We start from the raw sequence: 24,361 nt of genomic DNA, 5'->3' as shown, positions 1-24,361 counted from the left end.
CGCTACTCCAGTCCGTCCTTCTTCATCTCGGCCAGCGCCCAACCCTTGTGGGAGGTGAAGAAGAACAGCCGCCACTTGCCGCCCTCGAAGCGCCAGCGGCTGAAGCTCGGATCGCTGACGTCCTCGCGCTTGTATTTGCCATCGGTCTTGGGCGGAATCAGGCCGACGTGGCGCAGCACGACGCTGGCGGTGCCGTCGGGCATCATGCGCACGCGTTTCACCTCCCATTTCAGGTCGGTATTCTTGACGTCGTATTCGAAGGTGGTCTTCACCGCCTTCTTGCCTTTCATGCGCTCGTAGAAGTCCTGCGCTTGCGTGAACCAGACGTCATCGGTCATCAGCGCCAGCCAGGCTTTTACGTCGTGCCGGTTCCAGGCCTTCTCGAACTCGGCGATGGTGTCGCGCAGCGTGGCTTCGGTGCCGGCCGCCTGGGCCTTCTTCGCGGGTTGCGCGCGGGCGCCGCCACCGATCGCCAGCACCGCGGCTAGCGCCCCGATCAGGAGAGTGCGTCGCTTGTTCATGGCCGGTACCTCCTGACGCGAGCATGGGCTAGAGCGCAGTCTTTTTCAACTGGCCGGCCATTGCGGCCGCAGGGCAACGGCGCTGGATTGCATCACGTCGACAACGCGACGTGCGACCTTCGATGAGGAGGCTCACCATGGCGATGCGCTTGGTTCCCGCCCGTTTCCGCCCTCTGGCGGGTGCCTTGCTGGGGCTGACGCTGGGTGCCCCGGCCACGGCCGCCGCGCCCCCGGAGGGTCGTGCGAAGTGCGCGGCCCGTTCGCAGGGCAAGCTTCATGCGTGGTGAACGTCCAGCTCTCGCCCAAGGCCAAAGGTGCACGGGCGGGCAAGCTCGAGTTTCTTTTTGCGCCCCCGCCGCCGGTTTGACGCCGCAGAAAGCGCGTCACAGCCCTGACCGGCGCAGGCGTGGCGCGCTGATCGCTTCAGGAAACCGGCAGGCTCTGGCCGGGAAAGGCGATGCCGGGCTGTCCGGTCCGCCAGGGCGTGTACTTGGCCATCACCTGCGTGAACACCGGCGCATCGAGCCGCGCGGCCAGCCAGGCCCGCAGCCGCGGCCAGGGCTGGGCCTCGAACCAGGCTGCATCGACCTGCGCGAACTGGCGCACGAACGGCGCGATCGCGATGTCGGCGAGCGCTGCATGCTCGCCGTGCAGACAGCGCGTGACGACAAGCCGGGTCTCGAGCCGCATCAGGAAGAGGGCGCCCTGCGCGCGATGCGCCTCGCCATCGGCGCCCGGATGCCGCTCGGGGTACTTGTAGCCGTCGAGATGCCGCTTGAACTCGCCGTCGCATTCGGCGACGAGCGCAAGCATCTCGCCCAGCGTCGCGCCTTCGGCTTGCAGCCAACCTTCGGGATCGTTGCGCCGCAAGGCCCACAGCATGATGTCCAGGCTCTGGTCGATCACCATGCCGTCTACGTCGACCAGCACCGGCACCGTGCCCTTGGGCGATGCAGCCAGCAGCTCGGCCGGCTTGCCGCGCAACACGACCTCGCGCAGCTCGCAGCGCTGGCCGCTCGCGGCGATCGCCATGCGCGCGCGCATCGCATAGGGGCAGCGGCGGAACGAATAGAGCACCGGCCGCGTGCTGCCTGCGCTCAGATCAGCCTGCGGATCGTCTTCTTGCGCCATGCGAAGCGGTAGTAGCTGGCCTGCAGCGTCAGCATCGCGATGAAGGCCACCGGGTAGGCGATCCAGATGCCGTTGAGCCCCATGCGATGGCTCAGCCACCAGGCCACCGGCACCTCGATCAGCGCGATGCAGAAGATCGAGATCGCGGTCGGCACCAATACCGAGCCGCTGGCGCGCATGATCCCCGACAGCGCCGCGCCCATGCCGAAGATCACCGTGCTCCACAGCATGATGTGCAAGAGCGTCTGCGCCACCTCGATCACAGGCTCGCTGGTGATGAAGAAGCCCATCAGCGGGCGCGAGAACAAATAGCCCAGCAGCACCAGGCCGCCGGTCAGCACCAGGTTCATCTGCAGCGCGGTGCGCGTGATGGCGCCCAGGCGCTGCGCCTGGCCGGCGCCGATGGCCTGCGCGCCGAGGATCGAGGCGGTGATCGCGATCGAGATCGCCGGGAACTGCACATAGGCCACCACCTGGTTCACCGCGCCGTAGGCCGCGGTGGCGCTCGAACCGTAGGCATTGACGAAGGACAGCAGCGCGAGCTCGGCCAGCGAGACCACGATCATCTGCACGCCGGTGGGCACACCGACCTTGAGCACCGCCTTCAGCAGTGCCGGCCGCACGCGCAGGTGCCGCACGAAGTCGGCGTCCGGCGCGAGCGGACTCTTCGTGCGCCGCAGGTGAAAGGCCAGCCAGGCGGTCGCGACCACGAAGGAAATCACCGTGGCCCAGGCGCCGCTCGCCACGCCGAGCATCGGCAGGCCGAACCAGCCGCGGATGAGCGCCGGCGTGATCATCAGGCCGAGCACCGTCGAGATCATCAGCGTGTAGAGCGGCGTCACCGTGTCGCCCACGCCGCGCAGCATGGCGGTGGAGAGCAGGAACACGAACAGGCCCGGCATCGCGATCAGGATGATCCGCGCGTAGGCCGTGGCATCGGCCAGGATGTCGGGCGGCGTGCCCAGCGCTGTCAGCATCGGCTGCGTGAAGGTGCCGCCGAAGACCGCGACGGCCAGCGCGAACAGCACGCCCACGGCGAGCGTGGTGCCGGCCACGGCGCGCGCCTTCTCGGGCTCGTGCGCGCCCCAGGCCTGGCCGATCAGCACCGAGGCGCCGGCGCCGAGGCCGATGGTGAAGGCGATGAAGAAGAACATCACCGGAAAGAAGCTCGACACCGCCGCCAGCGCGCCGACGCCGATCATCTGCCCCAGGTAGACGTTGTTGAGCGTCCCCGAGAGCGACTGCAGGATGTTGCTGAGCAACATCGGCGCGAGGAAGAACAGGAAGGTCTTCCACAGCGGGCGCGAGGCCATGGCCGCCGCACGCGGGTTGAGGTGCGGGGCCGGTGGCACCGGTTCGGCGACCGTCGTCGCGGGCGTGTCGCCGTTCATTGGGCGCTCCAGGCGTTCGCCGCCAGCTTGTGCAGATGCAGGCGCACATCCTCGGGCCAGGGCGCGACGAGCTCTTCGAAGCGCGCACGGTCGCCGGCGAACAAGGCGCGCGTCGATTCCTCGAAGCCGGGCAGGTTGCCCGCGATCGCGGTCATGAAGCGGTAGGTGGCTTCGCGCGCCGCGCGCTCCGCATCGCGGTCGGCGTGCACGCGCCGCGCCTCGTCGATCAGCCGGCGCAGCGCCACCGAGGCGCCGCCGGGCTGGCGGTTGAGCCAGTCCCAATGGCGCGGCAGCAGGGTGACTTCGCGCGCCACCACGCCCAGCTTGGGGCGGCCGACGCCGCGCGTCGCGAGTTCATCGTGTTTCGTGTTTTCGGACACGGTATTGGCGGATTCGCGCAAATCGAGATCGAGCCGCTCGCCCGTGCTGTCGTCGAACACGAAAGGCGGCGGCTCGTCGGCGCGCGCACGCAGCAGGGCGATCACCTCGGCGCGCGGGCCGGCAGCGATGCGCCTGAACCCGGCGAAGGCGGTGAGGGTGGATTCGGAAGAAGGCATGGCGGCGAATAATACCCGGACAAAACGAGTTCTGCAATCTACCCGGGTGAAATATTCTCAGGCCGTTCGGCGCAGGCTGCGCCACCAGCGGCGGGCGCCGTTTTTCAAGCGCCGGGCGGCGCGCCAGGGCGCGCTCTGGCGCACGAAGCCGAGCACGCGATCCTTCCACTGCTTCCAGCGCGGATACCAGCGCGCGAACAACGGGAAGCGCATCAGCGCCGGCTCGACCAGCTGGAACAGCCGGGCCACGACCGCGGTGCCGGCCAGCTTGGCGCCCACCAGCAGCAGCACGGCGCTGGTGGCATGGCCGCGGCCCAGCAGGAAGAGCGCGAGCAGCTTGAGCGGCAGCAGCATCAGCACCGGCACCAGGAACACCAGCAGCGCGCCCCAGGGCGGCAGGGCCTGCACCGCGCGTTCGAGCCGCGCCCACAACGGCAGGCGGGCCAGCCGGGCAGCCAGCGCGGCGAGCGGCTCCCAGCCCCATTCCTCGAACAGCAGCAAGGGGACGAGGAGGGCGGCAGCGAGTGCGCGCAGGAGTTTCTTCAAGATACGCATGGCCGGGGCATTGTGACCCCAGGCCCTATGGCAAACTTCCGCGCTTTACCCGCAAGGCGCCCACGGCGTCGTCAGCCAGGCCCCCCCCCCTCAGACATGCAGAAAATCATTCGCCAGCTCGCGGCCGAGATCAAGGTCGGCGAGCACCAGGTGAAGGCCGCGATCGACTTGCTCGACGGCGGTGCCACCGTGCCTTTTATCGCGCGCTACCGCAAGGAGGCCACCGACGGCCTCGACGACATCCAGCTGCGCGAACTCGAGGCGCGTCTGTCGTACCTGCGCGAGCTCGAAGAGCGCCGCGCCGCGGTGCTGAAGAGCATCGAGGAGCAGGGCAAGCTCACGCCCGAGCTGCGCGCCGCCATCGACGCCGCGCCGACCAAGCAGGAACTGGAAGACCTCTACCTGCCCTACAAGCCCAAGCGCCGCACCAAGGGCCAGATGGCGCGCGAGGCGGGCATCGAGCCGCTGGCCGACAAGCTCTTCGCCGACCCGACGCTGAACCCCACCGAGGAGGCCGCGGCCTTCGTCAAGCCGGCTGCGGACGGGCTGGACTTCTCGACCGTGCAGCTCGTGCTGGACGGCGTGCGCGACATCCTCTCCGAGCGCTGGGCCGAAGACGCGGCGCTGGTGCAGCGGCTGCGCGAATGGCTCTGGGCCGAAGGCCTCTTCAAGTCCAGCCTGATGGCCGGCAAGGACGAGAACAACGCCGACATCGCCAAGTTCCGCGACTACTTCGACTACGACGAGCCCATCGGCCGCGTGCCCTCGCACCGCGCGCTGGCCGTGTTCCGCGGCCGCGCGCAGGACATCCTCGATGCCAAGCTGGTGCTGCCCGTCGAGCCCGAGCCGGGCAAGCCGAGCATCGCGGAGGGCAAGATCGCATTGCACTTGGGCTGGAGCCATGCAGGCCGCCCGGCCGACGACCTGATCCGCAAGTGCGTGGCCTGGACCTGGCGCGTGAAGCTCTCGCTGTCCACCGAGCGCGACCTGTTCACCCGGCTGCGCGAAGAAGCCGAGAAGGTCGCGATCAAGGTCTTCGCCGACAACCTGCGCGACCTGCTGCTGGCCGCGCCGGCCGGCCCGCGCGTGGTGATGGGCCTGGACCCGGGCATCCGCACCGGCGTCAAGGTCGCGGTGGTCGACGCCACCGGCAAGCTGGTCGACACCGCCACCGTGTTCCCGCACGAACCGCGCCGCGACTGGGAAGGCTCGCTGCACACCCTCGGCAAGCTGTGCGCCAAGCACGGCGTGAACCTGATCGCGATCGGCAACGGCACCGCGAGCCGCGAGACCGACAAGCTGGCGGGCGACCTGATCAAGCTGCTGGCCAAGATGGCGGCTCAGGCGGGGGCGCCGGAGATGAAGGTCGAAAAGGTGGTCGTGAGCGAGGCCGGCGCTTCGGTCTACTCCGCGAGCGAATTCGCCTCGCAGGAAATGCCCGACGTCGACGTCAGCCTGCGCGGCGCGGCGAGCATCGCGCGCCGCCTGCAGGATCCGCTGGCCGAGCTGGTGAAGATCGACCCCAAGTCGATCGGCGTCGGCCAGTACCAGCACGACGTGAACCAGAGCGAGCTCGCGCGCACCCTGAGCGCGGTGGTGGAGGATTGCGTGAACTCGGTCGGCGTCGACCTCAACACCGCGAGCGTGCCGCTCTTGTCGCGCGTCTCGGGCCTGTCGGCCGGCGTGGCCAAGGCGGTGGTGCGCTGGCGCGAGGCCAACGGCGCGTTCGCAACGCGCAAGCAGCTGCTCGAAGTCAGCGGCTTCGGCGGCAAGACCTTCGAGCAGAGCGCGGGTTTCCTGCGCATCCGCGGCGGCGCCAACCCGCTCGACCTGACCGGCGTGCATCCCGAAACCTATCCGGTGGTCGAGCAGATGATCGAGAAGACCGGCAAACCCATCACCGAACTGATGGGCCGCGCCGAGATGCTGAAGACGCTCAAGCCCGAGCTGTTCGCGAACGAGAAGTTCGGCGTCATCACGGTGAAGGACATCCTCGGCGAACTCGAGAAGCCGGGCCGCGACCCGCGCCCCGACTTCAAGGTGGCGCGCTTCAACGACGGCGTCGAGGACATCAAGGACCTGGTCGAAGGCATGGTGCTCGAAGGCACGGTGAGCAACGTGGCCCAGTTCGGCGCCTTCGTCGACCTCGGCGTGCACCAGGACGGCCTGGTGCATGTGAGCCAGCTCTCGCACAAGTTCGTCAACGATGCGCGCGAGGTCGTGAAGACCGGCGACATCGTCAAGGTCAAGGTGATGGAAGTCGACGTGGCGCGCAAGCGCATCGGCCTGTCGATGAAGCTCGATGCGGCGCCGGCGCGGCGCGACGGTCCGCGCGAGAACCGCTTCGAAGGGGCAGGGCGCGGCCAGCAGGGCCCACGCCGCGACAACGCGCCGCAGCCGGCGGGGCAGATGGCCAGCGCCTTCGCCAAGCTGCAGGGGCTGCGCAAGTAGCGGGCCGAACCCGAGGAGCCTCATGCCGGACACGCACAACACGGTCGATCGCGCCGGCACGCGCCTGGATGGTGCCGCTGTCCCTGCTGCCACCGCTGCCGCCGCCGGCGTGCGCGACCTGCATGCGGACTGGCTGAAGGCCGCCGCGATCGTGGGGGTCGTCAGCATCCACGCGGGCTTGCCCTTTCACGACGTGTTCCGTTTCGGCGTGCCGGTGTTCGTCGGCCTCTGGGCCTTCTATCTGGAAAAGGCGCTTTCTCGCCGGCGCCCCGAAACGCATGCGCGCTTCCTGGTGCAGCGAATGGTCGAGCTGGCCGTTCCGTACCTCGCGTGGACCTTGCTCTACATCGAGAAGTTCTACGCCTCGCGCTGGTCGGCCACGCCGCTGCACACCATCGTCGGCGGCTGGTTCGGCGGCTATGGATGGTCGGGGCAGTACTACTTCGTCATCCTGTTCCAGCTCACGCTGCTTTTTCCACTGCTGCGGCGCTGCGTGGCGCAGGTGCCGACCCTGCCGGTGATCGTCGCAGGCGTCGCGCTCAACGTGCTCGCCGGGTACTGGCTCCTCGACCACCGGTGGATCGGGGCCGTCGGCGACCGGCTCTTCATCTACTGGATTCCCTATGTGGTCATGGGCATCGCGCTGGCGCGCGGCCAGTTCCGCCGGACGCCGGGGCTTGTCATGGCGGCCGTGCTGTTGCTGCTCGCAGCGCCCTTCGAAACCGAATCTCCCAGCGAACACTCGGCCTACCTGGCGTCGACCGTGACGATCGCTTCCTTGCTGCTTCTCGTTGCCGCCGTTGCGGCCGATCGCGCGGCGCCTGCTCGCTCGAATCCGGGCCTGCTGGCGCGGGCCGTGGCCTTCGTGGGGAGGAATACCTTCGCGATCTTCGTTGGCAACGTCGCGATGCTGGAGGTGCTGAAAAGCACCGGCTTCACCGCCTCCGCGGTGTCGCGTGCGGGCCCCTTCGGTTTGCTCGCGGTGGTCGCCGCGACGCTTGCCGGATGCCTTTGCATCGGTTGGCTGCTGAAGAGGCTGGGCCAGGGCATCCTGGTCGGCAAGCCGTGAAAGCGCTGCGCATCCATGCCGGCCCGCTCGCGCGCGAACACATCGCCCAAAACGGCCTGCATCCGCAGGACGTGCGCACCATCCCCGGCGCGGCCGGCGGTCCCAAGGGCCTGATCCTCGGGCCCATCGATCGCTTCCTGTTCGGCGAGTGGCTGCCACAGTCGACGCAGCCCATCGATCTGGTCGGCGCCTCGATCGGCGCCTGGCGGCTCGCCAACGCCTGCCTCGACGATCCGAAGACTGCCTTCGAGCAGTTCGAGCACGGCTACATCCATCAGCATTTCGATGTGCCGCCGGGCCAGAAGCGCATGACGGCGAAGCAGGTCAGCGCGCAATTCGGCGAAGGGCTGCGCAACTTCTACGGCGGCCGCGCCGGCGAAGTGCTGCACCATCCGCGCTACAAGCTGCACGTGATCACCTCGCGCGGGCGCCATATCCTCGGGCGCGAGGGCAGGGCACGCACGCCGGTCGGCTACCTGGGGGCGTTCATCACCAACAGCGTGCACCGCAAGAGCCTGGGCGCCTGGCTCGAGCGCGTGGTGTTCTCCAGCGCCGGTGCGGCGCTGCCTTTCGGCACGCGGGACTTTCGCACGCGGCAGGTCGAGCTCAGCGAAGCCAACTTCGAACTCGCGCTGCAGGCTTCGTGTTCGATCCCCTTCATGCTGGAGGCGGTGCACGACATTCCCGGTGCGCCGCCCGGCGCCTACTGGGACGGCGGCATCACCGACTACCACCTGCACCTGAACTACAGCAACACCGACGGCGTCGTGCTGTACCCGCATTTCCAGAAGGCGGTGGTGCCGGGCTGGCTGGACAAGGGACTCAAGTGGCGTCACAAGCCCACGCGTTTTCTCGAACGCACGGTGGTGCTGGCGCCGGACCCGGAATGGGTGCGCAGCCTGCCGAACGGCAAGCTGCCCGATCGCAACGACTTCGTGCGCTACGGCAACGATGCGCCGGCACGCATGAAGGCGTGGAGCACCGCGGCGCAGGAGGCGCGCCGGCTGGCGGACGAGCTGGCCGAGTGGCTGGAGCGCGGCGACGCCGGCTGTGTGCTGCCGCTTTGAGGGCGGCTAAAGTCGGGCTAGCATCAATCCCGGAGGATCCCCCATGAACGTAACCCGCATCGTCGGCCTCATCCTGATCGTCGCCGGCATCGCCGCCATCGGCCTGGGCGGCTTCAGCTTCACCAAGGAAACCCATCAGGCCAAGATCGGACCGATCGAGCTGACGGTGAAGGAAAAGCAGGACGTCAACTTCCCGACCTGGGCCGGCGTGGCCGCGATCGTGGTGGGCGGGGCGCTGCTGGTGTTCGGCGGGAAGAAGGGCTGAGCCCTCAGCCCAGATCCTGCTCGCGCAGTTCGATCGCCTGCCCATGCGGCGTGCGATCGGCCGCGCGGTCCCAGGCTCGCTGGTAGCGCGTCAGTTCATCGGCGGAACTTGCGCCTTTGCGAGCCACCAGCGTCTCCAGTGCGGCGAGCCAATGACGGTAGTAGGTGTCGCCGAGGTCGGCATCGCCGGCTGCCTGCGCGGCACCGATCTGCTGCGCCAGCGCGTCGGCCCATTCGGGCCAGGTGAAGAGCCCGCGCTGGTGCAGCGAGACGGCCAGCGCAAAGGCATGCGCCTCCCACGGTTCGCGAAACACCGGCTCTGCGCCGTCCACGCGCATGCCGGGCAACAGCGGTGTGGTCGAGGCGCTCATGCGGCCTCCGTCAAATAGCTTTCCCAGGCATCCACCGACACGCGCAGTCCGGGTTCGGCCTCAGCGCCCCACAACTCGGCACCGTCGAAGACCACGGTGTAGAGCCATTGCGGCTGCTCGCCCAGGCCCTGCGCGTGCGCATCGGCGAACACGTGCATGCCGTGCAGGCGTTCGATGGTGCCGAGCTTGCCCTGCACATAGCCGGGCAGGCGAGTGTGGTGGTCGACATGGCCCGCGCGCGTGCGCACCTGCTGGCCGAGGGCGAAGTGCGCAGGTGCAGTCGCCGGGCGCTCGGTTGCGGAACCCTTGGCCAGCGCGGCCGGCACGTCGGCGGCATGCAGCACGCGCCGGATGGGCGCGGCCGCATGCAGCATGCGCCCGGCAGCGATTTCATCGGGCAGGACCTGCGAACGCTCGGCCATGAGCTTCTCGAGCGCGGCGAGCCAGATCTGGTAGTAGCTCAGCCGTGCGTAGGCCGGCAAGGTTTCACGTGCGCTGCGGCTGGCGTCGATGTTCCAGGAGCCGGTGGCGCCCATCGCGAGCGTCAGGGCCAGCGCGCGCGGCTCCCAGCCGGCGTGGAAGAGTTCGCCTTCGGGCTCGGGCACGATGGCGCCGGGCATCTCGCGTCCGCCGAGATCGGCATGCGTGGCGTACGTCATGGCGCGGTCTCCGGGCTGCTGGCCAGACCGGTGCCGATCATCGAATCGCGCGTCACCAGATCGGCCAGTGCCTCTTCGCTCCAGCCTTCGGTGCCGGCCGGCCGCTGCGGGATCACCAGGTAGCGCACCTCGGCCGTCGAGTCCCACACGCGGATCGAGGTCGAAGCGGGCAGCTCGACGCCGAACTCGGCCAGCACGCCACGCGGATCCTTGACTGCACGCGAGCGGTAGGGCGCGCTCTTGTACCAGGTGGGCGGCAGGCCCAGCACCGGCCAGGGGTAGCAGCTGCACAGCGTGCAGACCACCATGTGGTGCTGCGTGTCGGTGTTGACCACCGCCACCATGTGCTCGCCCTGGCGGCCGGTGTAGCCCAGCGAGGCGATCGCCGCGGTCGCGTCCTCCAGCAGCCAGTCGCGAAAGGCGGGATCGGTCCAGGCCTTGGCAACGACGCGGGCGCCGTTGCGCGGACCGATCTTGGTCTGGTAGGTGTCGATGAGCACGTCGAGCGCGGTGGGGTCGATGTAGCCCTTCTGCGTCAACACCGTTTCGAGCGCGCGCACGCGCAGGTCCATTTCGCCGAGCTCGCTGTGGTCGTGTGCCATGCGTGCATGCTAGCGCGGAGGGCAAACCCTGAGGGGGGTTGTCGTGGCGGCCTTCCAGAATCGTCGCTCCACCGGAGACCCTTCCATGCCGCAAGCCTCGTTGTCCCGCCGTGCCTTCAATCTGTTGTCCGCTGCGGCCGCGGCGTCGGTCGCGGCGCCTTCTTTCGCGCAGGCCGCCTGGCCGAACAAGCCGATCCGCATCATCGTGCCGTACACGCCCGGCGGCTTCACCGACCAGATGGCGCGGCTGGTGCAGGCGGGCCTTTCGACGCGGCTCGGCCAGCCGGTGGTGATCGACAACAAGCCCGGCGCCAACAGCCTGATCGGCGTCGATGCGATCGCCAAGGCGGCGCCCGACGGCAGCACCTTCGGCGTCGTGATCGCGGCCTATGCGGCCAACACCACGCTCTATCCGAAGCTGCCCTACGACCCGAAGAAGGACCTCACCGGCGTCTCGCTGATGGGCATCTCGCCGCTGCTCGCGGCTGTGAACAACGACGCGCCCTTCAAGACCGCGAAGGAGCTGATCGACTATGCGCGCGCGAACCCGGGCAAGGTGAGCTTCGGCTCCTCGGGCAACGGCTCGGCCGCGCACCTGACCACCGAGCTGTGGAAGTCGCTGACCAAGACTTACATGATCCACATCCCGTACCGCGGCGCGGTGCCGGCGCTGACCGACCTGATGGGCGGGCAGATCCAGCTCTTCTTCGATGCGCCCACCGGGCTCATCAACCAGGGCAAGGCCGGCAAGGTGAGGCTGATCGGCGTGGCCAGCGACCGACGGCTGCCCGCGGTGCCGGACGTGCCCACCTTCATCGAACAGGGCTTCGCGGGCTTCACCGGCAGCACCTGGGCCGGCATGCTGGCGCCGGCAGGCACGCCGCGCGAGATCGTCAAGCGCATGTCGGACGAGGTGGCGCGGATCATCAAGAGCGACGAGACCCGCGCCAGGCTCGATGCGATGGGCACCTTCCCGGCCGGCAGCACGCCCGAGGAGCTCGATGCCTTCATCGACGCGGAGACGGCCAAGTGGGCCCGCGTGATCAAGACGGCGGGCGTGAAGGCGGATTGAGACGCGGCCTCAGGAGCCCTTCGTCGCCCATTCCGCGGCCACCGCAGCCACGGACGCCAGTGCGCGGTTGCGCACCGCCGCCGGTGCCCTTGTCTGCGTGAGATAGACGGACAGAAGGATCGGCGCACGTCCCGGCGGCCGCAGGATGGCGACGTCGTTGGCGCCGTTCTCGCCCGAGCCCGTCTTGTCCCCCACCTTCCAGTCCGCCGGCACGCCGGCGCGTATGCGCTCGTCGCCGGTCTTGTTGGCGTCCAGCCATTGCAGCAGCTGGGCGCGCGAGGCGGGCGACAAGACATCGCCCAAGAGAATCTTTTGCATGCTGCGGGTCATCGCGGCCGGCGTGGTGGTGTCGCGCGGATCGCCCGGCCGGCCTTCGTTGAGCGCGGGCTCGGTGCGGTCGAGCCGCGTGTTCGTGTCGCCGATTGAGCGCATGAACGCCGTCAGGCCCGGCGCGCCACCGAAGCTCGCGAGCAGCAGGTTGCCGGCCGTGTTGTCGCTCAGCGTCATGGTGGCTTCGCACAGTCCGGCCACCGTCATCCCGCCGGCGCCGACGTGCTTCTCGGTCACCGGCGAATAGGTCACCAGGTCGCGCGGCCGAATGACGACGCGGCGTTCCAACTGCTCCTTGCGCCGGTCCACGCGGGCCAGCACGAGCGCAGCGGCCAGGAACTTGAAGGTGCTGTTCAGCGGGAAGCGTTCGTCCTCGCGGTGCCCGGCGCGCCGGCCGGTGGCGGTGTCGAGCACGCCGACGCCGAGGCGGCCGCCGCTGGCTTTTTCGATGTCTGCCAACTGCTTCGAAAGGTTGCTGGCCCCTTCGGCCCGGACGCCGAGGGATGCGGCGGCCAGCGAGACGAAAAGGGTGCTTGTGAATTGCCGTCGATGAATCATGGGTGCTCCTGAAAGGAAGCGACTTTCGGCCATACGATGCGGCGGCACAAACGATAGTATTTGCTGTCTCGCACAAGAAAATCTTATGGCGCGTACCCATCTCCCTCTCAACGCGCTGCGGGCTTTCGAATCCTCCGCACGCCACCTGAGCTTCACGCTCGCCGCCGCCGAGCTGAACGTGACGCAGGCGGCGGTCAGCCAGCAGGTCCGCGGCCTCGAGGCGCGGCTCGGCGTCACGCTGTTCAGGCGCCTGCCGCGCGGGCTGGCGCTCAGCGACGAAGGCCATGCGCTCTTGCCGGTGCTGGCCGATGCCTTCGGGCGCATGGAGGCAGTCGTCCAGCAGTTCGACAACGGCCATTTCTTCGAGGTGCTGACGGTGGGCGTGGTGGGCACCTTCGCGGTCGGATGGCTGCTGCCGCGGCTGCGCCTGTTCCAGCAGAGCTGTCCTTTCATCGACCTGCGCCTGATGACGCACAACAACGTGGTCGACCTGGCCGGCGAGGGGCTCGATTTCGCGATCCGCTTCGGCGATGGCACCTGGCAGGGCCTGCAGTCCGAGCATCTGCTGGCGGCGCCGCTCGCGGTGCTGTGCACGCCGGCCATCGCGGCGCGCATCGCGCGGCCGCACGACCTCGCGCACGAGACGCTGCTGCGCTCCTACCGTCCCGACGACTGGCCCGGCTGGTTCGCCGCGGCCGGCGTCGCCTGTCCGGCGATCCGCGGGCCGGTGTTCGACTCGTCGCGGCTCATGGTCGAGGCCGCGATGCAGGGCGCCGGCGTCGCGCTTGCACCGGCCTCGATGTTCGAGCGCGAGCTGGGCGAGGGCCGGCTGGTGCGGCCGCTGGCGATCGAGGTGATGACCGGAAGCTACTGGCTCACGCGGCTGCGCTCGAAGGCGCCGAGTCCCGCGATGCAGGCCTTTCGCACCTGGCTTTCCCGCGCCGTTCTCGCTGGCTAAACGAACGCTTCGCGGCCACACTGGCGCCCGCCAGCGCTACACCGTGCGCCCGGACATCAACCCGAGCATCTCGGGCAAGGCCAGCAGCTTCGCCGCCTCGATCGAAACGGGCAAGCCCTTCGCGCTCAACGAGCGCTGGAGCATCGAGCCGCAGGCGCAGCTGATCTATCAACGCCTGCGCCCGGACGACACGACGCTCAGTGGTGCGCAGGTGCGCCACGATGCAGCGGGCGGCTGGATCGCCCGCGTGGGCGTGCGCGTCAAGGGTGACATCGCGACCGGCGCCGGACGGCTGCAGCCCTACGCGCGACTGAACATCTACCGGGCGAGCTTCGGCGACGACGTGGTCAGCTTCGTCGGCCCGGCGGGCACGACGGCGATTGCAAGCGCGGCCAGCTACAGCGCGGCCGAAGCGGCCGCAGGAGCGACGCTGGCGATGACGCCGGCCACCAGCCTGTACGGCGAGATCGGCCACCTGTGGAACATCGGCGGCGAGGCCACCGTCAAGTCCTCCGTGCAGGCCTCCCTCGGCATCAAGCTGCGCTGGTAGTGCAGAAGCCGACGCCCCCTACATCGAGGCTTCGAGCATCTGAACTTCTGATGCACCTCCTGCGACGGTCCGCATGCGCATATCCCGCATCTGTCGCTCCAACGGCACGCACTGCGGCCAAGAAGGCAGACGTCGTATCGAAATTCATTGTTCTTACTCCCTGTGCACAAAACGCTAAAGCAAGATGCGTATGCCGGCGATCGCGAGGAACACCGAGAAAACGCGTTTGAGCGTGTCTACCGGGAGTCTGTGCGAAATCAACGCTCCCAGCGGCGTGAAGGCAAGGCTGCAGATCGATATGCCCAACCATGCCGGCCAATAGATGTAGCCGACGCTATGAGCAGGAAGATCGGCTTGCCCCCAGCCCGCGACCACGAAGCCGATCATCCCGGCCAGGGCCAGCGGAGCGCCGCAGGCGGACGCTGTGCCAACAGCGGACTTCATGTTCACGTTGCACCAGGCGAGAAAGGGCACGACCATGCTGCCACCGCCGACCCCGACGATGGCCGATGTCCAGCCGATCAAGCTTGCGGTGGTCGTGGTTCCTAGCACACCGGGTAGCACTCGCTGGGGTGAAGGCCGCAGTGAAAAAGCCATCTGCACCGCGAGGATCAACAAGAAGACGCCGAATGAGATCCGCAAGACCCGCGCCGGGAACAGTCCCGACATGAGCCCGCCGATCACCGCGCCGATCACGATGCCGGGCGCGAGCCTGCGAACCAGATCCCAGCTGACCGACCCACGGCGGTGATGGGAAATCGCAGATGAGATTGAGGTGATGACGATCGTGGCGAGCGAGGTGCCCAACGCCATATGGACCGCAACGGCGGGAGCGAGGCCCTTGTGGTGAAAGATGTAAAGAAGCCCGGGCACCACCACTTGACCGCCCCCGACCCCGAGCATTCCCGACAGCAACCCGGCTCCTATGCCGAGCAGCACATAGAGTGCCCACACATCCACTTGTCGCCCTCCCTATTTTTTGGGCGCACTATACCTTTACGAGATCGGGGCGTAACGCGTCATCGCCTTGGCCGCTGGCTGGGCCGGGCCCCCTACATCGAGGCTTCGAGCATCTCGCGGTAGTCCTCCCGCGTCGCGACGCGCGGGTTGGTCTTGTGGCAGTGGTCGGCCAGCGCGCCGTCGATCACCTGCTCGAAGATGGCAGCGGTGACACCGACCTCGGCCAGGCCCTTGGGCAGGCCGATCCGCGCGTTCATGTCGCGGATGGCCGTGCCGAGATCGCCGGCCGAGTCGAGGTGCATGGCCTGCGCCATGCGTTGCAGGCGCTGGTCCTTCTGCACCGATTCCGCGCCCGCGTTGAAATGGATCACGGCCGGCAGGAAGAGGGCGTTGAGCGTGCCATGGTGCAGGCGCGGGTCGATGCCGCCCAGGCTGTGGCTCAGCGAATGCACGCAGCCCAGTCCCTTCTGGAAGGCCAGCGCGCCCTGCATCGACGCGCTCATCATGTTGAGGCGCGCCTCGCGGTCGCTGCCGTCCTTGGTGGCGCGCTCGATGTAGGCCCAGGCGCGCTGCAGCCCGTCGAGGCCGATGCCGTCGGCCGGCGGATTGAAGGCGGCCGACATGAAGGTCTCCATGCAGTGCGCGATGGCGTCCATGCCGGTGGCGGCGGTGAGCCGCGGCGGCAGGCCCAGCGTGAGCTCGGGATCGCAGATCGCGGCCTTGGGCATCAGCGACCAGCTGTGGAAGCCGAGCTTGCGATGGTCGTCCACGATCACGATCGCGCCACGCGCCACCTCGCTGCCGGTGCCGCTGGTAGTGGGCACCGCGATGATCGGCGCCACGCGCTCGGTGATCTTCGGCGAGCCGCCTTCGACGGTGGCGTAGGTCTTGAGCGGCCCCTCGTGCGTGGCCGCGATCGCGACGCCCTTGGCGCAATCGATGGCCGAGCCGCCGCCGACGGCGATCAAGCCGTCGCAGCGCCCTTCGCGGTACATCGCCGCAGCGGCGCGCACGGCGGCCTCGGTGGGGTTGGACGGGGTCTGGTCGAACACCGTGACCGGCAGCTCGCCGAGCGCATCGAGCGCTTTCTGCAGCACGCCGGCCGCGCGCACGCCGGCGTCGGTGACGACCAGCGGCCGCGTGATGCCGACGCGCGCGCACTCGCTGCCCAGCAGCTTGACGGCGCCGAATTCGAACTGGATCTGGGTGAGGTACTGGATGAGGGCCATGGGGTGTGAACGGTACGATGCGGGCCTTCCAATTTAACAACTGCCGCCTCTCTTGCCCATGAGCCAAACCCTTGCGCCAACGCTGACTCCCAAGATGACCGGCGTGGTCGACCGGATGGCGCGTGCCCATCAAGCGCCGTTCTACACCCTGACGCCCGTGGAGGCCCGGGCTGCCTACGAGAAGGGCGCCGGCGTGCTCGAGGTGCCGAAGCCGCAACTCGAACGCATCGAAGACTTCACGCTGCCCGCGCGCGACGGCCATGCGCTGCCGGCGCGGCTCTATGCGCCCTCGCGCGCCGTGCTGCCGGTGCTGCTGTTCTTCCACGGCGGCGGCTTCACGGTCGGCAGCGTCGCGACCCACGACACGCTGTGCCGCGTGCTGAGCCAGAAGAGCGGCTGCGCGGTGATCTCGCTCGACTACCGGCTGGCGCCCGCGCACAAGTTCCCGACGGCGTCGAACGACGCATGGGACGCGCTGCAGTTCCTCGCGAAGCAGGCTGGCGAACTGGGCCTCGACGGCACGCGCATCGCGCTCGGCGGCGACAGCGCCGGCGGCACGCTGGCCGCGGTGTGCGCCATCCTTGCGCGCGACGCCGGCTTGCCGCTCGCCTTGCAGATGCTCTTCTATCCGGGCACGACTTCGCACCAGGACACGGCTTCGCACCGGCGCTTCGCCGCCGGCCCGCTGCTCGACGAGCCGCTCATCACCTGGTTCTTCGCCCAGTACCTGAACACGCAGGCCGAGCGCGAGGACTGGCGCTTCGCGCCGCTCAAGGCCGAGGACGTGGACGGCGTCGCACCGGCCTGGATCGGCCTGGCCGAATGCGACCCCGTGGTCGACGAGGGCATCGCCTATGCCGACAAGCTGCGCGCGGCGGGCGTGGCGGTCGATCTGGAGATCTACCGCGGCGTGATCCACGAATTCGTCAAAATGGGCCGCGCCATCCCCGAGGCGCTGCAGGCGCACGCCGACGCGGCCCGCGCATTGAAGGAAGCATTGCAACCATGAGCACCCCATGAGCACCGAGACCCAGCACAAGAAGACCGACTTCCGCTTTTTCCACCGCCTGCGCGTGCGCTGGGCCGAAGTCGACATGCAGAAGATCGTCTTCAACGCCCACTACCTGATGTACTTCGACACCGCCATCGCCGACTACTGGCGCGCGCTGGCGCTGCCCTACGAGGAGGCGATGAATGCGCTCGGCGGCGACCTCTACGTGCGCAAGGCCACCATCGAATTCAACGCCTCCGCGCGCGTGGACGACATGCTCGAGGTCGCGATGAAGTGCGTGCGCGTGGGCAATTCGTCGATCGTGTTCCACGGCGGGCTGTTCCGCGGCGACGAGCTGCTGGTGAGCTGCGAGCTGGTCTACGTGTTCGCCGATCCGGCCACGCAGACCTCCAAGCCGGTGCCGCCGCTGCTGCGCGAGATCTTCACCGCCTACGAGGCCGGCGAGACGATGCGCGAGGTCGCGACCGGCAGCTGGGCGCAGCTGGGCGAGGGCGCCGGCGCAGTACGTCGCAGCGTCTTCATCGAGGAGCAGCGCATCCCCAAGGAACTCGAGTGGGACGCGCACGACGAGACCGCCGTGCATGCGGTGGCGCGCAACCGCATCGGCCAGGTGATCGCGACCGGGCGGTTGATCGCAGACGCCGATGGCCTGAGCCGCATCGGCCGCATGGCCGTGCACCGCACCCTGCGCAGCGGCGGCCATGGCGCCGCCGTACTGCGCGCGCTCGAAGAAGCTGCCAAGGCGCGCGGCGACCACGAGGTGGCGCTGCACGCGCAACGCAGCGCCGAAGCCTTCTACACGCGGCTCGGCTATCTGCCGCACGGCGAGCCCTTCGAGGAAGCGGGCATCGCGCACATCGAGATGCGACGCAAGCTCTAAAAAAAGCTTCTCAGCCGTGTACGCCGGCGTACTGGCTCATGATCTCCAGGTCGCCCAGGTGCTCGCGCGGAATCTCGCCGCCGATCTGGCCGCGCTTGATGACCAGCACGCGCTGCGAGACCGCGGCGATGAAGTCCAGGTTTTGCTCCACCAGCACGATGGTGAGCTTCATGCGCTTGCGCAGCGAAGCCAGCGTCTCGGCGATCTCTTCGATGATGGACGGCTGGATGCCTTCGGTCGGCTCGTCCAGCAGCAGCAGGCTGGGCTTGCCGGCCAGCGCGCGCGCCAGTGCCAGCAGCTGCTGCTCGCCGCCGGAGAGCGAGCCGCCCGGCCGGTCGAGCAGCGGCTTCAGGCGCGGGAAGTGTTCGAGCAGGGATTCCACATGCGCGAGCGACTTCTCGCCGGTCTTGACCAGGCCCATGCGCAGGTTGTCCATCGCGCTCAGCGTCGGGAAGATCTGGCGGCCCTGCGGCACGTAGGCCATGCCGAGGCGCGCCCGGACGTTGGGCGCCATGCGGGTCACGTCCTCGCCGGTGAATTCGACCGCGCCCGCCGTGGCGTGAAGCGCGCCGATCAACGTGCGCAGCAGCGTGGTCTTGCCCATGCCGTTGTGGCCGAGGATGCCGATCGACTCGCCGGCTGCGATGGACAGCGTGATGTCGTGCAGCACGGGGATTGCGCCGTAACCGGCGCAGAGACCGCGGGTCTTTAGCATGGGCAAACAGGTCCTAGTGCGGTTTCTTGCCGAGGTAGATCTGCTGGATCAGCGGGTCACTCATGATGCGGTCCGGCGAGTCTTCCTTGATGATCGCGCCTTGGTGCAGCACGGTCACCTTCTTCGCGATCATGCGGATGAAGTTCATGTCGTGTTCCACCACCACGAGCGCGTGGCGCTGGTTGATCTCGAGGATGAGTTCGGCCGTGCGCGCCACTTCGCCGTCGCTCATGCCGGCGGCCGGTTCGTCGAGCAGGATCAACGGCGGGTCGGCGGCGATTACCACGCCGATCTCGACCCACTGCCGCAGGCCGTGCGCGAGCACGCCGGCCAGGGCGTCCTTGTAGGCAGTCATGCCGACGCGCTCCAGCGTCTCGCGGGTCACGCGCTCGGCCTGCCGCGCGCTGTTGACGCGGCGCGCCGAGAGCCAGATGTTCTCCCACACGCTCAGGCCGTTGAACAGGCTGGGCACCTGGGTCTTGATGCCGATGCCCAGGCGGCCCGGGTCGTGGGCGCGCATCCTGGAGATGTCCTGTCCGCGGAAGAAGATCTGCCCCGAGCTGGGTTTGACCTGCCCGGTCAGCAGCTTGAAGAAGGTGCTCTTGCCGGCGCCGTTGGGGCCGATCACGCAGCGCAGCTCGGTCTCCGCCAGCGTGAAGTTCACATCACGCGTGGCATGCACGCCGCCGAAGCGCACGTTCAGGTTGCGGGTTTCGATCAGCGGGGTCACGTGCGGGCTTCCTGTGCCTGCGGCAGCGCTTCTTCGCGGTGCGGGCGGTGCGGGCGGCGCTGCAGCAGCCAGTCGATGACCAGGCCGAGGCTAGGCACGATGCCCTTGGGCACTATCAGGACGAACACCATCAGGATGGCGCCGAGCACCAGGTTGGCGTTGAAGGTCTGCTGCGTGCCGATCTGCGTGGTCAGCCACTGGATCGCGACGCAGCCGACCACCGGGCCGATCAGCGTGCCGAGGCCGCCGACGATGACCCAGATGATGATCTGCGCCGACTGCGCGAGGCCGAAGATCGTCGGGCTGGTGAACGCGCCCCAGTTGGCGAACAGGCAGCCCGCCAGCCCGGCGATGGCGCCGCCCAGCGTGAAGGCGAAGAGCTTGTAGGCGCGGGCGTCGTAGCCCAGCAGCAGCACGCGCTGCTCGTTCTCCTTGCTGGCGATGATCACGCGGCCGATCTTGGAACTGATCAGCACGCGCAGTCCGAGGTAGACCACCAGCAGCGCCGCCATCGACAGGTTGAACATGCCGCGCGGCGTGATGACTTCGTCGAGCTTGCCCGGCGCGTTGAGCGGCGGGATCGCCGGGATGCCGTTGAAGCCGCCGAGCGGCGCGCTGCCGATCTTCCATTCCGGCCCTGCGGTGGAATTGATCAGGTTGAACAGGATCAGCGTCACGGTCAGCGTGATCACGCCCATGTAGACGTCGGACAGCCTGCCGTAGAAGATCACGTAGCCCAGCAGCGCGGCGAACAGCGCCGGCAGCACGATGGCCAGCAAAAAGGGCACGCTGCTGTCGCCCATGTTGATGACCGCGATCGCATAGACGTATGCGCCCAGGCCGAAGAAGGCCGCCTGCCCGAAGCAAAGGATGCCGCCGAAGCCCCAGATGAAGCCCAGGCTCACGCCGAGGATCGACATCACGACGTAGATCGTGACCTGCAGCAGCATGAAGTCGTCCAGCACGCCGGGCAGCCCGAACAGCAGCGCGATGCCGATCAGCAGGCAGGCTGCCGCGCTCACCCACGATTGAGCGAATTTCTGGCTCACAGCGATCCCTTGAAGAAGCGTCCGGTGATGCCCTGCGGCAGCAGGCGCAGCATGACGATGGCGGCCAGCAGCAAAGCCACTTCGCCGATGACCGGCGTGGCGAGGAAGGTGCTGACCTGGTTGATGAAGCCGAACAGCGTGGAGGCGCTCACGAGGCCGGCCAAGATGGCCGGGCCGCCGCCGATCACGGTGATGAAGGCCTTGGCGACAAAGGCCGCGCCCATGGTCGGTACCACGCCGGTCAGCGGCGCCATCAGTCCGCCGGCCAGGCCGGACAGCGCCGCGCCCACCGCGAAGGTCACCGAGTAGACCTTGCTCGGGCTGATGCCCAGCGCATCGGCCATGGCGGGGTTCTGCATGGTGCCGCGCGCGATCAGGCCGAGCTGGGTGCGCGTGAGCACCCAGCGCAGCGCCGCCGCCAGCACCGCGGCCACCGCGATGATCACCAGCGTGTAGCCGCTCACCGAGTAGCTGCCGATCATGAAGCTGCCGAGCGGCGCCGACACTCCCGCCGTGGTGTTGCCGGCGATCGAGGTGACGATGCCCACCAGCAGCAGCGACAGGCCCCAGGTGGCCAGCATCGTGTCCACCATGCGGCCGTACAGGTGCCGGATGAAGAGGCGCTCCAGCACGATGCCGATCAACCCGACCGCGATCGGTGCCACCACCAGCACCGCGATCCAGAGGTTGATGCCGAGCCCGATCGACCAGATGGTGCCGTAGGCCCCCAGCATCATGAATTCGCCGTGGGCCAGATTGATCACCCGCATCATCCCGAAGATGACCGCCAGCCCGGCGGAGATGATCACCAGGCTGGCGACGGCATAGAGCACCTGTACGGCGACGACGGCGACAAGATCCATGGCACTCAGAGCTTGATCACGTACTGCTGGTTGTCCTTCGGGTTCTTCACGAGGTTGCAGACCGCGCTGGTGTCGCTTGGCTGCTGCTGCTCGAACGTCTTGACGATCTCCAGCTGCTTGTTCTTGACCTCGGCGATGCTCACGTTGAGCACGCAGTGGTGGGTGGCCGGATCGAGCGAGACCTTGCCGCTGGGCCCCTGGATCGAGATGCCGGATTCGAGCGCGTCGAGCAGCTTGTTGCGGTCCAGCGTGCCGGCCTTCCTGACGCCCTCGGCCCAGAGCTTGAAGCCCTGGTAGGTGCCCATCGCGAGCTCGGTGATGTTGGGGTAGTCCTTCCCGAAGCGCTTGTAGAAGCGCTCCTTGAAGGCCTTGTTGTCGGGCGAGTCGAGGTTCTGGAAGTAGTTGTAGGAGACCAGGAAGCCGTCGGTTTCGGCCGGCGACAGCACGATGTGCTCGTTGCCGCCGGCAAAGGTGGTGGAGGCCAGCGGAATCTTCTTCTGCAGCCCGGCCGCGGCCCATTGGCGATAGAACGAGATGTGCGCGCCGCCCACCAGCGCCGACACCACCATGTCGGGCTTGGCGGCCTCGATCTTGGAGATGGTCGGGCCGAAGTTGGTCACGTCGAGCGGAAAGAAATCGATGGAAGCCACCGAGCCGCCGTTGTCCTGCACGAACTTCTTCACCCACTGCGAGGTGATCTGGCCGTAGTTGTAGTCGGCCGCGACCACGTAGACTTTCTTGCCCCACTTGGACATCGCATAGGGCACCAGCTTGGCGACCGTCTGCGCCGGCGTCACGCCGGTGCAGAAGGTGTTGCGGTCGCACACGCCGCCTTCGTACTGCGTGTTGTAGAAGTAGACGGTGCGGTAGCGGTCCAGCACCGGGCGGATCACCTCGCGCGAGGCCGAGGTGATGCCGCCGTGCAGCACCGCGACCTTGTCCTTCAGCGCCGCCTGCTGCGCGAACTGCGCGTACATCTGCATGTTCGACTGCGGGTCGTAGCTCATCAGCTTGAGCTTCTTGCCAAGCAGGCCGCCGGCGGCGTTCTGCTCCTCAACGGCCAGCGTCAGGCAGTCCGCCATGGGCTTGCCGTAGATGTCCAGCCCGCCCGACAGGTCGTGGATGCTGCCGATCAGCATCTCGTCGGCGGCCAGCGCGGCCAGCGGAAGCAGGGGGCCGGTGGTGCCGGCCAGGGTCAGGCCGGAGGCCTTGATGAAGGAACGTCGGTCCATGGTGCTTGAACTCCAGGCAATGAGTAAAGAGTGGGAAGCAGGGGGATCAGATCGACTTCCAGTCACCAGCCTGCTCGAAGGCATAGGCGGCGCGGTAGATCGTGGCCTCGTCGTAGTGCTTCGCGACCAGCTGCATGCCGACCGGTAGGCCGTCGACCAGGCCGCAGGGCAGGCTCATCGCGGGGTGGCCGGTGATGTCGAACGCGCAGGTGTTGGGCAGGACCTCGAAGGCGCGCTGGATCACTTCCTCGATCGGCGCGCCCGGCTTCGGGATCGGCGTCGAGGTGATGGGCAGCGTCGGCATCAGCAGCAGGTCGACGTCCGCCAAGGCGGCGTCGTAGGCCTGCGCGAGCTGGCGCGACAGGTTCTGGGCCTTGGCGTAGTAGTGGCCGCGATAGTGCTTGATGAAGTATTCGCCGAGGATCATCGTGATCTTGAGCGTCTCGGACAGCTCGTCGGCACGCTCCTTCCAGCCAGCGTGATGGTCGACCATGCTGGTGACGTAGAGGCCCTTCCAGTTGAAGCCGTGGCCGTTGTCTTTCATCATCTGCTGCGTCGCGCCTTCGGCGGCGATCGGCAGCCAGATGGCCGGACCCACGCTGTGCATCGGCACCGAGATCTCCGACACGCTGGCGCCGAGGCGGGTGAACCATTGGGCGGCCTTGCGGACCTTGTCGTTGACCGCTTCGCTGGATTGCGGCCATCCGAAACCTTCGGTGACGATGCCGATCTTCAGGCCCTTCACGCCTTCCTTCATCAGTTCGGTGTAGGGCTTCGCCGTCTGGCCCGCATGCTGGCGCGGGTCGAGCCCGTCGGGGCCGGCGAGGACTTCGAGCATCAATGCGTTGTCGCTCACGCTGGCCGTCATCGGCCCGGTGTGGTCGATCGTCAGTTCGATCGGCATCACACCGGTGTAGGGCACCAGGCCGTGCGTGGCCTTCATGCCGTAGATGCCGCAGAACGAGGCCGGCATGCGAATCGAGCCGCCCTGGTCGCCGCCGATCGCCATGTCGACCTCGCCGGCGGCGACCAGGGCGGCCGAGCCCGACGAGGAGCCGCCCGCCGAGTAGCCCATGCGATGCGGGTTGTGCACCGGGCCGGTGGCGCTGGTGTGGGAGCCGCCGGAGAAGCAGAAGTACTCGCAGACCGCCTTGCCGACGATGGTGGCGCCGGCGTCGAGCAGCCGGGTCGCGACCGTGGCGTCCACATTCGGCACATAGCCTTCGAAGGTCGACGCGCCATTCATCATCGGCACGCCGGCCAGGCAGACGTTGTCCTTGAGCACGACCGTCCTGCCCAGCAGCTTGCCGCTGGCGGCGCCCCTGACGGTGGTCTTCACATACCACGCGCCGTACTTGTTTTCTTCGCCCGTCGGGCGGTAGCCGGGCGTGCGGGCATAGCTCACCTGCGGCAGGAAATCGGGCATCTCGTCGACTACGTCGTAGGCGTCGAAGTTGCCTTGCAACAGGGTGTTGTAGGTGCTCAGTTGCTCGGGCGAGAGATGGATGCCGAGATCCAGGGCGACCTGGTCGAGCTGGGCGAGGGTGGGGCGTTTGACTGCCATGGCGGGACTCCGTGAATAAGA

26 protein-coding genes are annotated in these 24,361 nt (G+C 68.0%); 9 read left to right on the top strand and 17 right to left on the bottom strand.

Annotation, left to right across the window (positions count from 1 at the left end):
• Positions 1 to 2: 2 nt before the first annotated feature.
• The 5 genes from ACSQ86_RS14460 to ACSQ86_RS14440 form a co-directional block, all read right to left on the bottom strand.
• Positions 3 to 521 carry a nuclear transport factor 2 family protein gene (locus tag ACSQ86_RS14460; protein ID WP_093110076.1) on the bottom strand — a complete coding sequence of 173 codons (519 nt, stop codon included), beginning with the start codon at positions 519 to 521 and terminating at the stop codon, positions 3 to 5.
• A gap of 423 nt (positions 522 to 944) precedes the next feature.
• Positions 945 to 1,652: a glutathione S-transferase gene (locus ACSQ86_RS14455; protein WP_436308998.1), complete on the bottom strand. Its 708-nt coding sequence runs from the start codon at positions 1,650 to 1,652 to the stop codon at positions 945 to 947.
• Positions 1,619 to 2,965: an MATE family efflux transporter gene (locus ACSQ86_RS14450; RefSeq protein WP_436306297.1), complete on the bottom strand. Its 1,347-nt coding sequence runs from the start codon at positions 2,963 to 2,965 to the stop codon at positions 1,619 to 1,621. Before ACSQ86_RS14450 ends, ACSQ86_RS14455 begins: the two co-directional genes overlap by 34 nt.
• 74 nt (positions 2,966 to 3,039) lie before the next feature.
• A complete protein-coding gene (locus tag ACSQ86_RS14445) occupies positions 3,040 to 3,600 on the bottom strand; it encodes a DUF2239 family protein (RefSeq protein ID WP_436304104.1) in 561 nt (186 codons plus the stop codon).
• A gap of 57 nt (positions 3,601 to 3,657) precedes the next feature.
• Positions 3,658 to 4,155: a hypothetical protein gene (locus ACSQ86_RS14440; RefSeq protein WP_436304103.1), complete on the bottom strand. Its 498-nt coding sequence runs from the start codon at positions 4,153 to 4,155 to the stop codon at positions 3,658 to 3,660.
• Between the two features lie 96 nt (positions 4,156 to 4,251).
• Between ACSQ86_RS14440 and ACSQ86_RS14435 the strand changes: the two genes are divergently transcribed.
• From ACSQ86_RS14435 to ACSQ86_RS14420, 4 genes are read left to right on the top strand one after another with little or no spacing between them, the layout of a single operon-like run.
• Entirely contained in the window at positions 4,252 to 6,606 is a 2,355-nt protein-coding gene (locus ACSQ86_RS14435; protein WP_436290338.1) for a Tex family protein, read from the top strand.
• Between the two features lie 22 nt (positions 6,607 to 6,628).
• A complete protein-coding gene (locus ACSQ86_RS14430) occupies positions 6,629 to 7,675 on the top strand; it encodes an acyltransferase family protein (RefSeq protein ID WP_436304102.1) in 1,047 nt (348 codons plus the stop codon).
• Positions 7,672 to 8,742 (top strand): phospholipase, encoded by a 1,071-nt coding sequence (locus tag ACSQ86_RS14425; RefSeq protein ID WP_436308997.1) that lies wholly within the window; start codon positions 7,672 to 7,674, stop codon positions 8,740 to 8,742. Before ACSQ86_RS14430 ends, ACSQ86_RS14425 begins: the two co-directional genes overlap by 4 nt.
• Before the next feature lie 43 nt (positions 8,743 to 8,785).
• Positions 8,786 to 9,007 carry a hypothetical protein gene (locus tag ACSQ86_RS14420; protein ID WP_093110083.1) on the top strand — a complete coding sequence of 74 codons (222 nt, stop codon included), beginning with the start codon at positions 8,786 to 8,788 and terminating at the stop codon, positions 9,005 to 9,007.
• Between the two features lie 4 nt (positions 9,008 to 9,011).
• On the opposite strand, the gene ACSQ86_RS14415 is transcribed toward ACSQ86_RS14420, so the two are convergent.
• From ACSQ86_RS14415 to nthA, 3 genes are read right to left on the bottom strand one after another with little or no spacing between them, the layout of a single operon-like run.
• Positions 9,012 to 9,377, bottom strand: coding sequence for a nitrile hydratase accessory protein (locus ACSQ86_RS14415; protein WP_093110084.1), 366 nt, complete (start codon positions 9,375 to 9,377; stop codon positions 9,012 to 9,014).
• Positions 9,374 to 10,036: a nitrile hydratase subunit beta gene (nthB, locus tag ACSQ86_RS14410; protein WP_436308996.1), complete on the bottom strand. Its 663-nt coding sequence runs from the start codon at positions 10,034 to 10,036 to the stop codon at positions 9,374 to 9,376. Before nthB ends, ACSQ86_RS14415 begins: the two co-directional genes overlap by 4 nt.
• Complete coding sequence (gene nthA, locus ACSQ86_RS14405; protein ID WP_436304099.1) at positions 10,033 to 10,638, bottom strand: nitrile hydratase subunit alpha; 606 nt, start codon at positions 10,636 to 10,638, stop codon at positions 10,033 to 10,035. The genes nthB and nthA overlap by 4 nt, the downstream gene beginning before the upstream one ends.
• Before the next feature lie 85 nt (positions 10,639 to 10,723).
• On the opposite strand from nthA, the gene ACSQ86_RS14400 reads away from it, so the two are divergent.
• Positions 10,724 to 11,710: a tripartite tricarboxylate transporter substrate binding protein gene (locus ACSQ86_RS14400; protein ID WP_436304098.1), complete on the top strand. Its 987-nt coding sequence runs from the start codon at positions 10,724 to 10,726 to the stop codon at positions 11,708 to 11,710.
• Between the two features lie 9 nt (positions 11,711 to 11,719).
• On the opposite strand, the gene bla is transcribed toward ACSQ86_RS14400, so the two are convergent.
• Positions 11,720 to 12,598, bottom strand: coding sequence for a class A beta-lactamase (bla, locus tag ACSQ86_RS14395; protein ID WP_436304097.1), 879 nt, complete (start codon positions 12,596 to 12,598; stop codon positions 11,720 to 11,722).
• An 85-nt stretch (positions 12,599 to 12,683) separates the two neighbouring features.
• Here bla and ACSQ86_RS14390 point away from each other — a divergent pair, with 85 nt between their 5' ends.
• Together ACSQ86_RS14390 and ACSQ86_RS14385 are read left to right on the top strand one after the other, a co-directional pair.
• A complete protein-coding gene (locus ACSQ86_RS14390) occupies positions 12,684 to 13,556 on the top strand; it encodes a LysR family transcriptional regulator (RefSeq protein WP_436304096.1) in 873 nt (290 codons plus the stop codon).
• Positions 13,557 to 13,599: 43 nt separating this feature from the next.
• Positions 13,600 to 14,106: an autotransporter domain-containing protein gene (locus ACSQ86_RS14385; RefSeq protein ID WP_436308995.1), complete on the top strand. Its 507-nt coding sequence runs from the start codon at positions 13,600 to 13,602 to the stop codon at positions 14,104 to 14,106.
• Between the two features lie 174 nt (positions 14,107 to 14,280).
• Here the strand turns inward: ACSQ86_RS14385 and ACSQ86_RS14380 are convergent, their stop codons facing one another.
• Both ACSQ86_RS14380 and ACSQ86_RS14375 read right to left on the bottom strand, forming a co-directional pair.
• Positions 14,281 to 15,066, bottom strand: coding sequence for a sulfite exporter TauE/SafE family protein (locus ACSQ86_RS14380; RefSeq protein WP_436308994.1), 786 nt, complete (start codon positions 15,064 to 15,066; stop codon positions 14,281 to 14,283).
• A 92-nt stretch (positions 15,067 to 15,158) separates the two neighbouring features.
• Positions 15,159 to 16,295: an iron-containing alcohol dehydrogenase gene (locus ACSQ86_RS14375; protein ID WP_436308993.1), complete on the bottom strand. Its 1,137-nt coding sequence runs from the start codon at positions 16,293 to 16,295 to the stop codon at positions 15,159 to 15,161.
• Positions 16,296 to 16,353: 58 nt separating this feature from the next.
• Between ACSQ86_RS14375 and ACSQ86_RS14370 the strand changes: the two genes are divergently transcribed.
• Together ACSQ86_RS14370 and ACSQ86_RS14365 are read left to right on the top strand one after the other, a co-directional pair.
• Positions 16,354 to 17,304 carry an alpha/beta hydrolase gene (locus ACSQ86_RS14370; RefSeq protein WP_436308992.1) on the top strand — a complete coding sequence of 317 codons (951 nt, stop codon included), beginning with the start codon at positions 16,354 to 16,356 and terminating at the stop codon, positions 17,302 to 17,304.
• Between the two features lie 7 nt (positions 17,305 to 17,311).
• Positions 17,312 to 18,187, top strand: a complete 876-nt coding sequence (locus ACSQ86_RS14365) for a YbgC/FadM family acyl-CoA thioesterase (RefSeq protein WP_436304091.1) — start codon at positions 17,312 to 17,314, stop codon at positions 18,185 to 18,187.
• A gap of 10 nt (positions 18,188 to 18,197) precedes the next feature.
• Here the strand turns inward: ACSQ86_RS14365 and ACSQ86_RS14360 are convergent, their stop codons facing one another.
• Genes ACSQ86_RS14360 through ACSQ86_RS14335 form a run of 6 tightly spaced genes read right to left on the bottom strand, consistent with a single transcriptional unit; the run spans position 18,198 to position 24,340 of the window.
• Complete coding sequence (locus ACSQ86_RS14360) at positions 18,198 to 18,902, bottom strand: ABC transporter ATP-binding protein (protein WP_436290346.1); 705 nt, start codon at positions 18,900 to 18,902, stop codon at positions 18,198 to 18,200.
• Positions 18,903 to 18,915: 13 nt separating this feature from the next.
• Positions 18,916 to 19,632 carry an ATP-binding cassette domain-containing protein gene (locus tag ACSQ86_RS14355; protein WP_436304090.1) on the bottom strand — a complete coding sequence of 239 codons (717 nt, stop codon included), beginning with the start codon at positions 19,630 to 19,632 and terminating at the stop codon, positions 18,916 to 18,918.
• Positions 19,629 to 20,681 (bottom strand): branched-chain amino acid ABC transporter permease, encoded by a 1,053-nt coding sequence (locus tag ACSQ86_RS14350; RefSeq protein ID WP_436308991.1) that lies wholly within the window; start codon positions 20,679 to 20,681, stop codon positions 19,629 to 19,631. The genes ACSQ86_RS14355 and ACSQ86_RS14350 overlap by 4 nt, the downstream gene beginning before the upstream one ends.
• Positions 20,678 to 21,544, bottom strand: coding sequence for an ABC transporter permease subunit (locus ACSQ86_RS14345; protein WP_436304088.1), 867 nt, complete (start codon positions 21,542 to 21,544; stop codon positions 20,678 to 20,680). The genes ACSQ86_RS14350 and ACSQ86_RS14345 overlap by 4 nt, the downstream gene beginning before the upstream one ends.
• 5 nt (positions 21,545 to 21,549) lie before the next feature.
• Positions 21,550 to 22,776 carry an urea ABC transporter substrate-binding protein gene (locus ACSQ86_RS14340; RefSeq protein ID WP_436304087.1) on the bottom strand — a complete coding sequence of 409 codons (1,227 nt, stop codon included), beginning with the start codon at positions 22,774 to 22,776 and terminating at the stop codon, positions 21,550 to 21,552.
• Positions 22,777 to 22,822: 46 nt separating this feature from the next.
• On the bottom strand, positions 22,823 to 24,340 hold the full coding sequence (locus ACSQ86_RS14335) for an amidase (RefSeq protein ID WP_436304086.1): 1,518 nt from the start codon (positions 24,338 to 24,340) through the stop codon (positions 22,823 to 22,825).
• Between the last annotated feature and the right edge of the window lie 21 nt (positions 24,341 to 24,361).

The sequence above is a fragment of the Variovorax sp. LjRoot130 genome, assembly GCF_964253755.1.
Classification (GTDB): domain Bacteria; phylum Pseudomonadota; class Gammaproteobacteria; order Burkholderiales; family Burkholderiaceae_C; genus Variovorax.
Note: the sequence above shows the minus strand (reverse complement) of the source record. Positions and strands in the feature narration are given on the sequence as shown.

What these genes read in the sequence shown, in the direction of transcription:
- ACSQ86_RS14460 (WP_093110076.1), bottom strand. Translation starts at nt 521, where the DNA reads ATGAACAAGCGACGCACTCTCCTGATCGGGGCGCTAGCCGCGGTGCTG.
- ACSQ86_RS14455 (WP_436308998.1), bottom strand. Translation starts at nt 1,652, where the DNA reads ATGGCGCAAGAAGACGATCCGCAGGCTGATCTGAGCGCAGGCAGCACG.
- ACSQ86_RS14450 (WP_436306297.1), bottom strand. Translation starts at nt 2,965, where the DNA reads ATGGCCTCGCGCCCGCTGTGGAAGACCTTCCTGTTCTTCCTCGCGCCG.
- ACSQ86_RS14445 (WP_436304104.1), bottom strand. Translation starts at nt 3,600, where the DNA reads ATGCCTTCTTCCGAATCCACCCTCACCGCCTTCGCCGGGTTCAGGCGC.
- ACSQ86_RS14440 (WP_436304103.1), bottom strand. Translation starts at nt 4,155, where the DNA reads ATGCGTATCTTGAAGAAACTCCTGCGCGCACTCGCTGCCGCCCTCCTC.
- ACSQ86_RS14435 (WP_436290338.1), top strand. Translation starts at nt 4,252, where the DNA reads ATGCAGAAAATCATTCGCCAGCTCGCGGCCGAGATCAAGGTCGGCGAG.
- ACSQ86_RS14430 (WP_436304102.1), top strand. Translation starts at nt 6,629, where the DNA reads ATGCCGGACACGCACAACACGGTCGATCGCGCCGGCACGCGCCTGGAT.
- ACSQ86_RS14420 (WP_093110083.1), top strand. Translation starts at nt 8,786, where the DNA reads ATGAACGTAACCCGCATCGTCGGCCTCATCCTGATCGTCGCCGGCATC.
- ACSQ86_RS14415 (WP_093110084.1), bottom strand. Translation starts at nt 9,377, where the DNA reads ATGAGCGCCTCGACCACACCGCTGTTGCCCGGCATGCGCGTGGACGGC.
- nthB (WP_436308996.1), bottom strand. Translation starts at nt 10,036, where the DNA reads ATGACGTACGCCACGCATGCCGATCTCGGCGGACGCGAGATGCCCGGC.
- nthA (WP_436304099.1), bottom strand. Translation starts at nt 10,638, where the DNA reads ATGGCACACGACCACAGCGAGCTCGGCGAAATGGACCTGCGCGTGCGC.
- ACSQ86_RS14400 (WP_436304098.1), top strand. Translation starts at nt 10,724, where the DNA reads ATGCCGCAAGCCTCGTTGTCCCGCCGTGCCTTCAATCTGTTGTCCGCT.
- bla (WP_436304097.1), bottom strand. Translation starts at nt 12,598, where the DNA reads ATGATTCATCGACGGCAATTCACAAGCACCCTTTTCGTCTCGCTGGCC.
- ACSQ86_RS14390 (WP_436304096.1), top strand. Translation starts at nt 12,684, where the DNA reads ATGGCGCGTACCCATCTCCCTCTCAACGCGCTGCGGGCTTTCGAATCC.
- ACSQ86_RS14375 (WP_436308993.1), bottom strand. Translation starts at nt 16,295, where the DNA reads ATGGCCCTCATCCAGTACCTCACCCAGATCCAGTTCGAATTCGGCGCC.
- ACSQ86_RS14370 (WP_436308992.1), top strand. Translation starts at nt 16,354, where the DNA reads ATGAGCCAAACCCTTGCGCCAACGCTGACTCCCAAGATGACCGGCGTG.
- ACSQ86_RS14365 (WP_436304091.1), top strand. Translation starts at nt 17,312, where the DNA reads ATGAGCACCGAGACCCAGCACAAGAAGACCGACTTCCGCTTTTTCCAC.
- ACSQ86_RS14360 (WP_436290346.1), bottom strand. Translation starts at nt 18,902, where the DNA reads ATGCTAAAGACCCGCGGTCTCTGCGCCGGTTACGGCGCAATCCCCGTG.
- ACSQ86_RS14345 (WP_436304088.1), bottom strand. Translation starts at nt 21,544, where the DNA reads ATGGATCTTGTCGCCGTCGTCGCCGTACAGGTGCTCTATGCCGTCGCC.
- ACSQ86_RS14340 (WP_436304087.1), bottom strand. Translation starts at nt 22,776, where the DNA reads ATGGACCGACGTTCCTTCATCAAGGCCTCCGGCCTGACCCTGGCCGGC.
- ACSQ86_RS14335 (WP_436304086.1), bottom strand. Translation starts at nt 24,340, where the DNA reads ATGGCAGTCAAACGCCCCACCCTCGCCCAGCTCGACCAGGTCGCCCTG.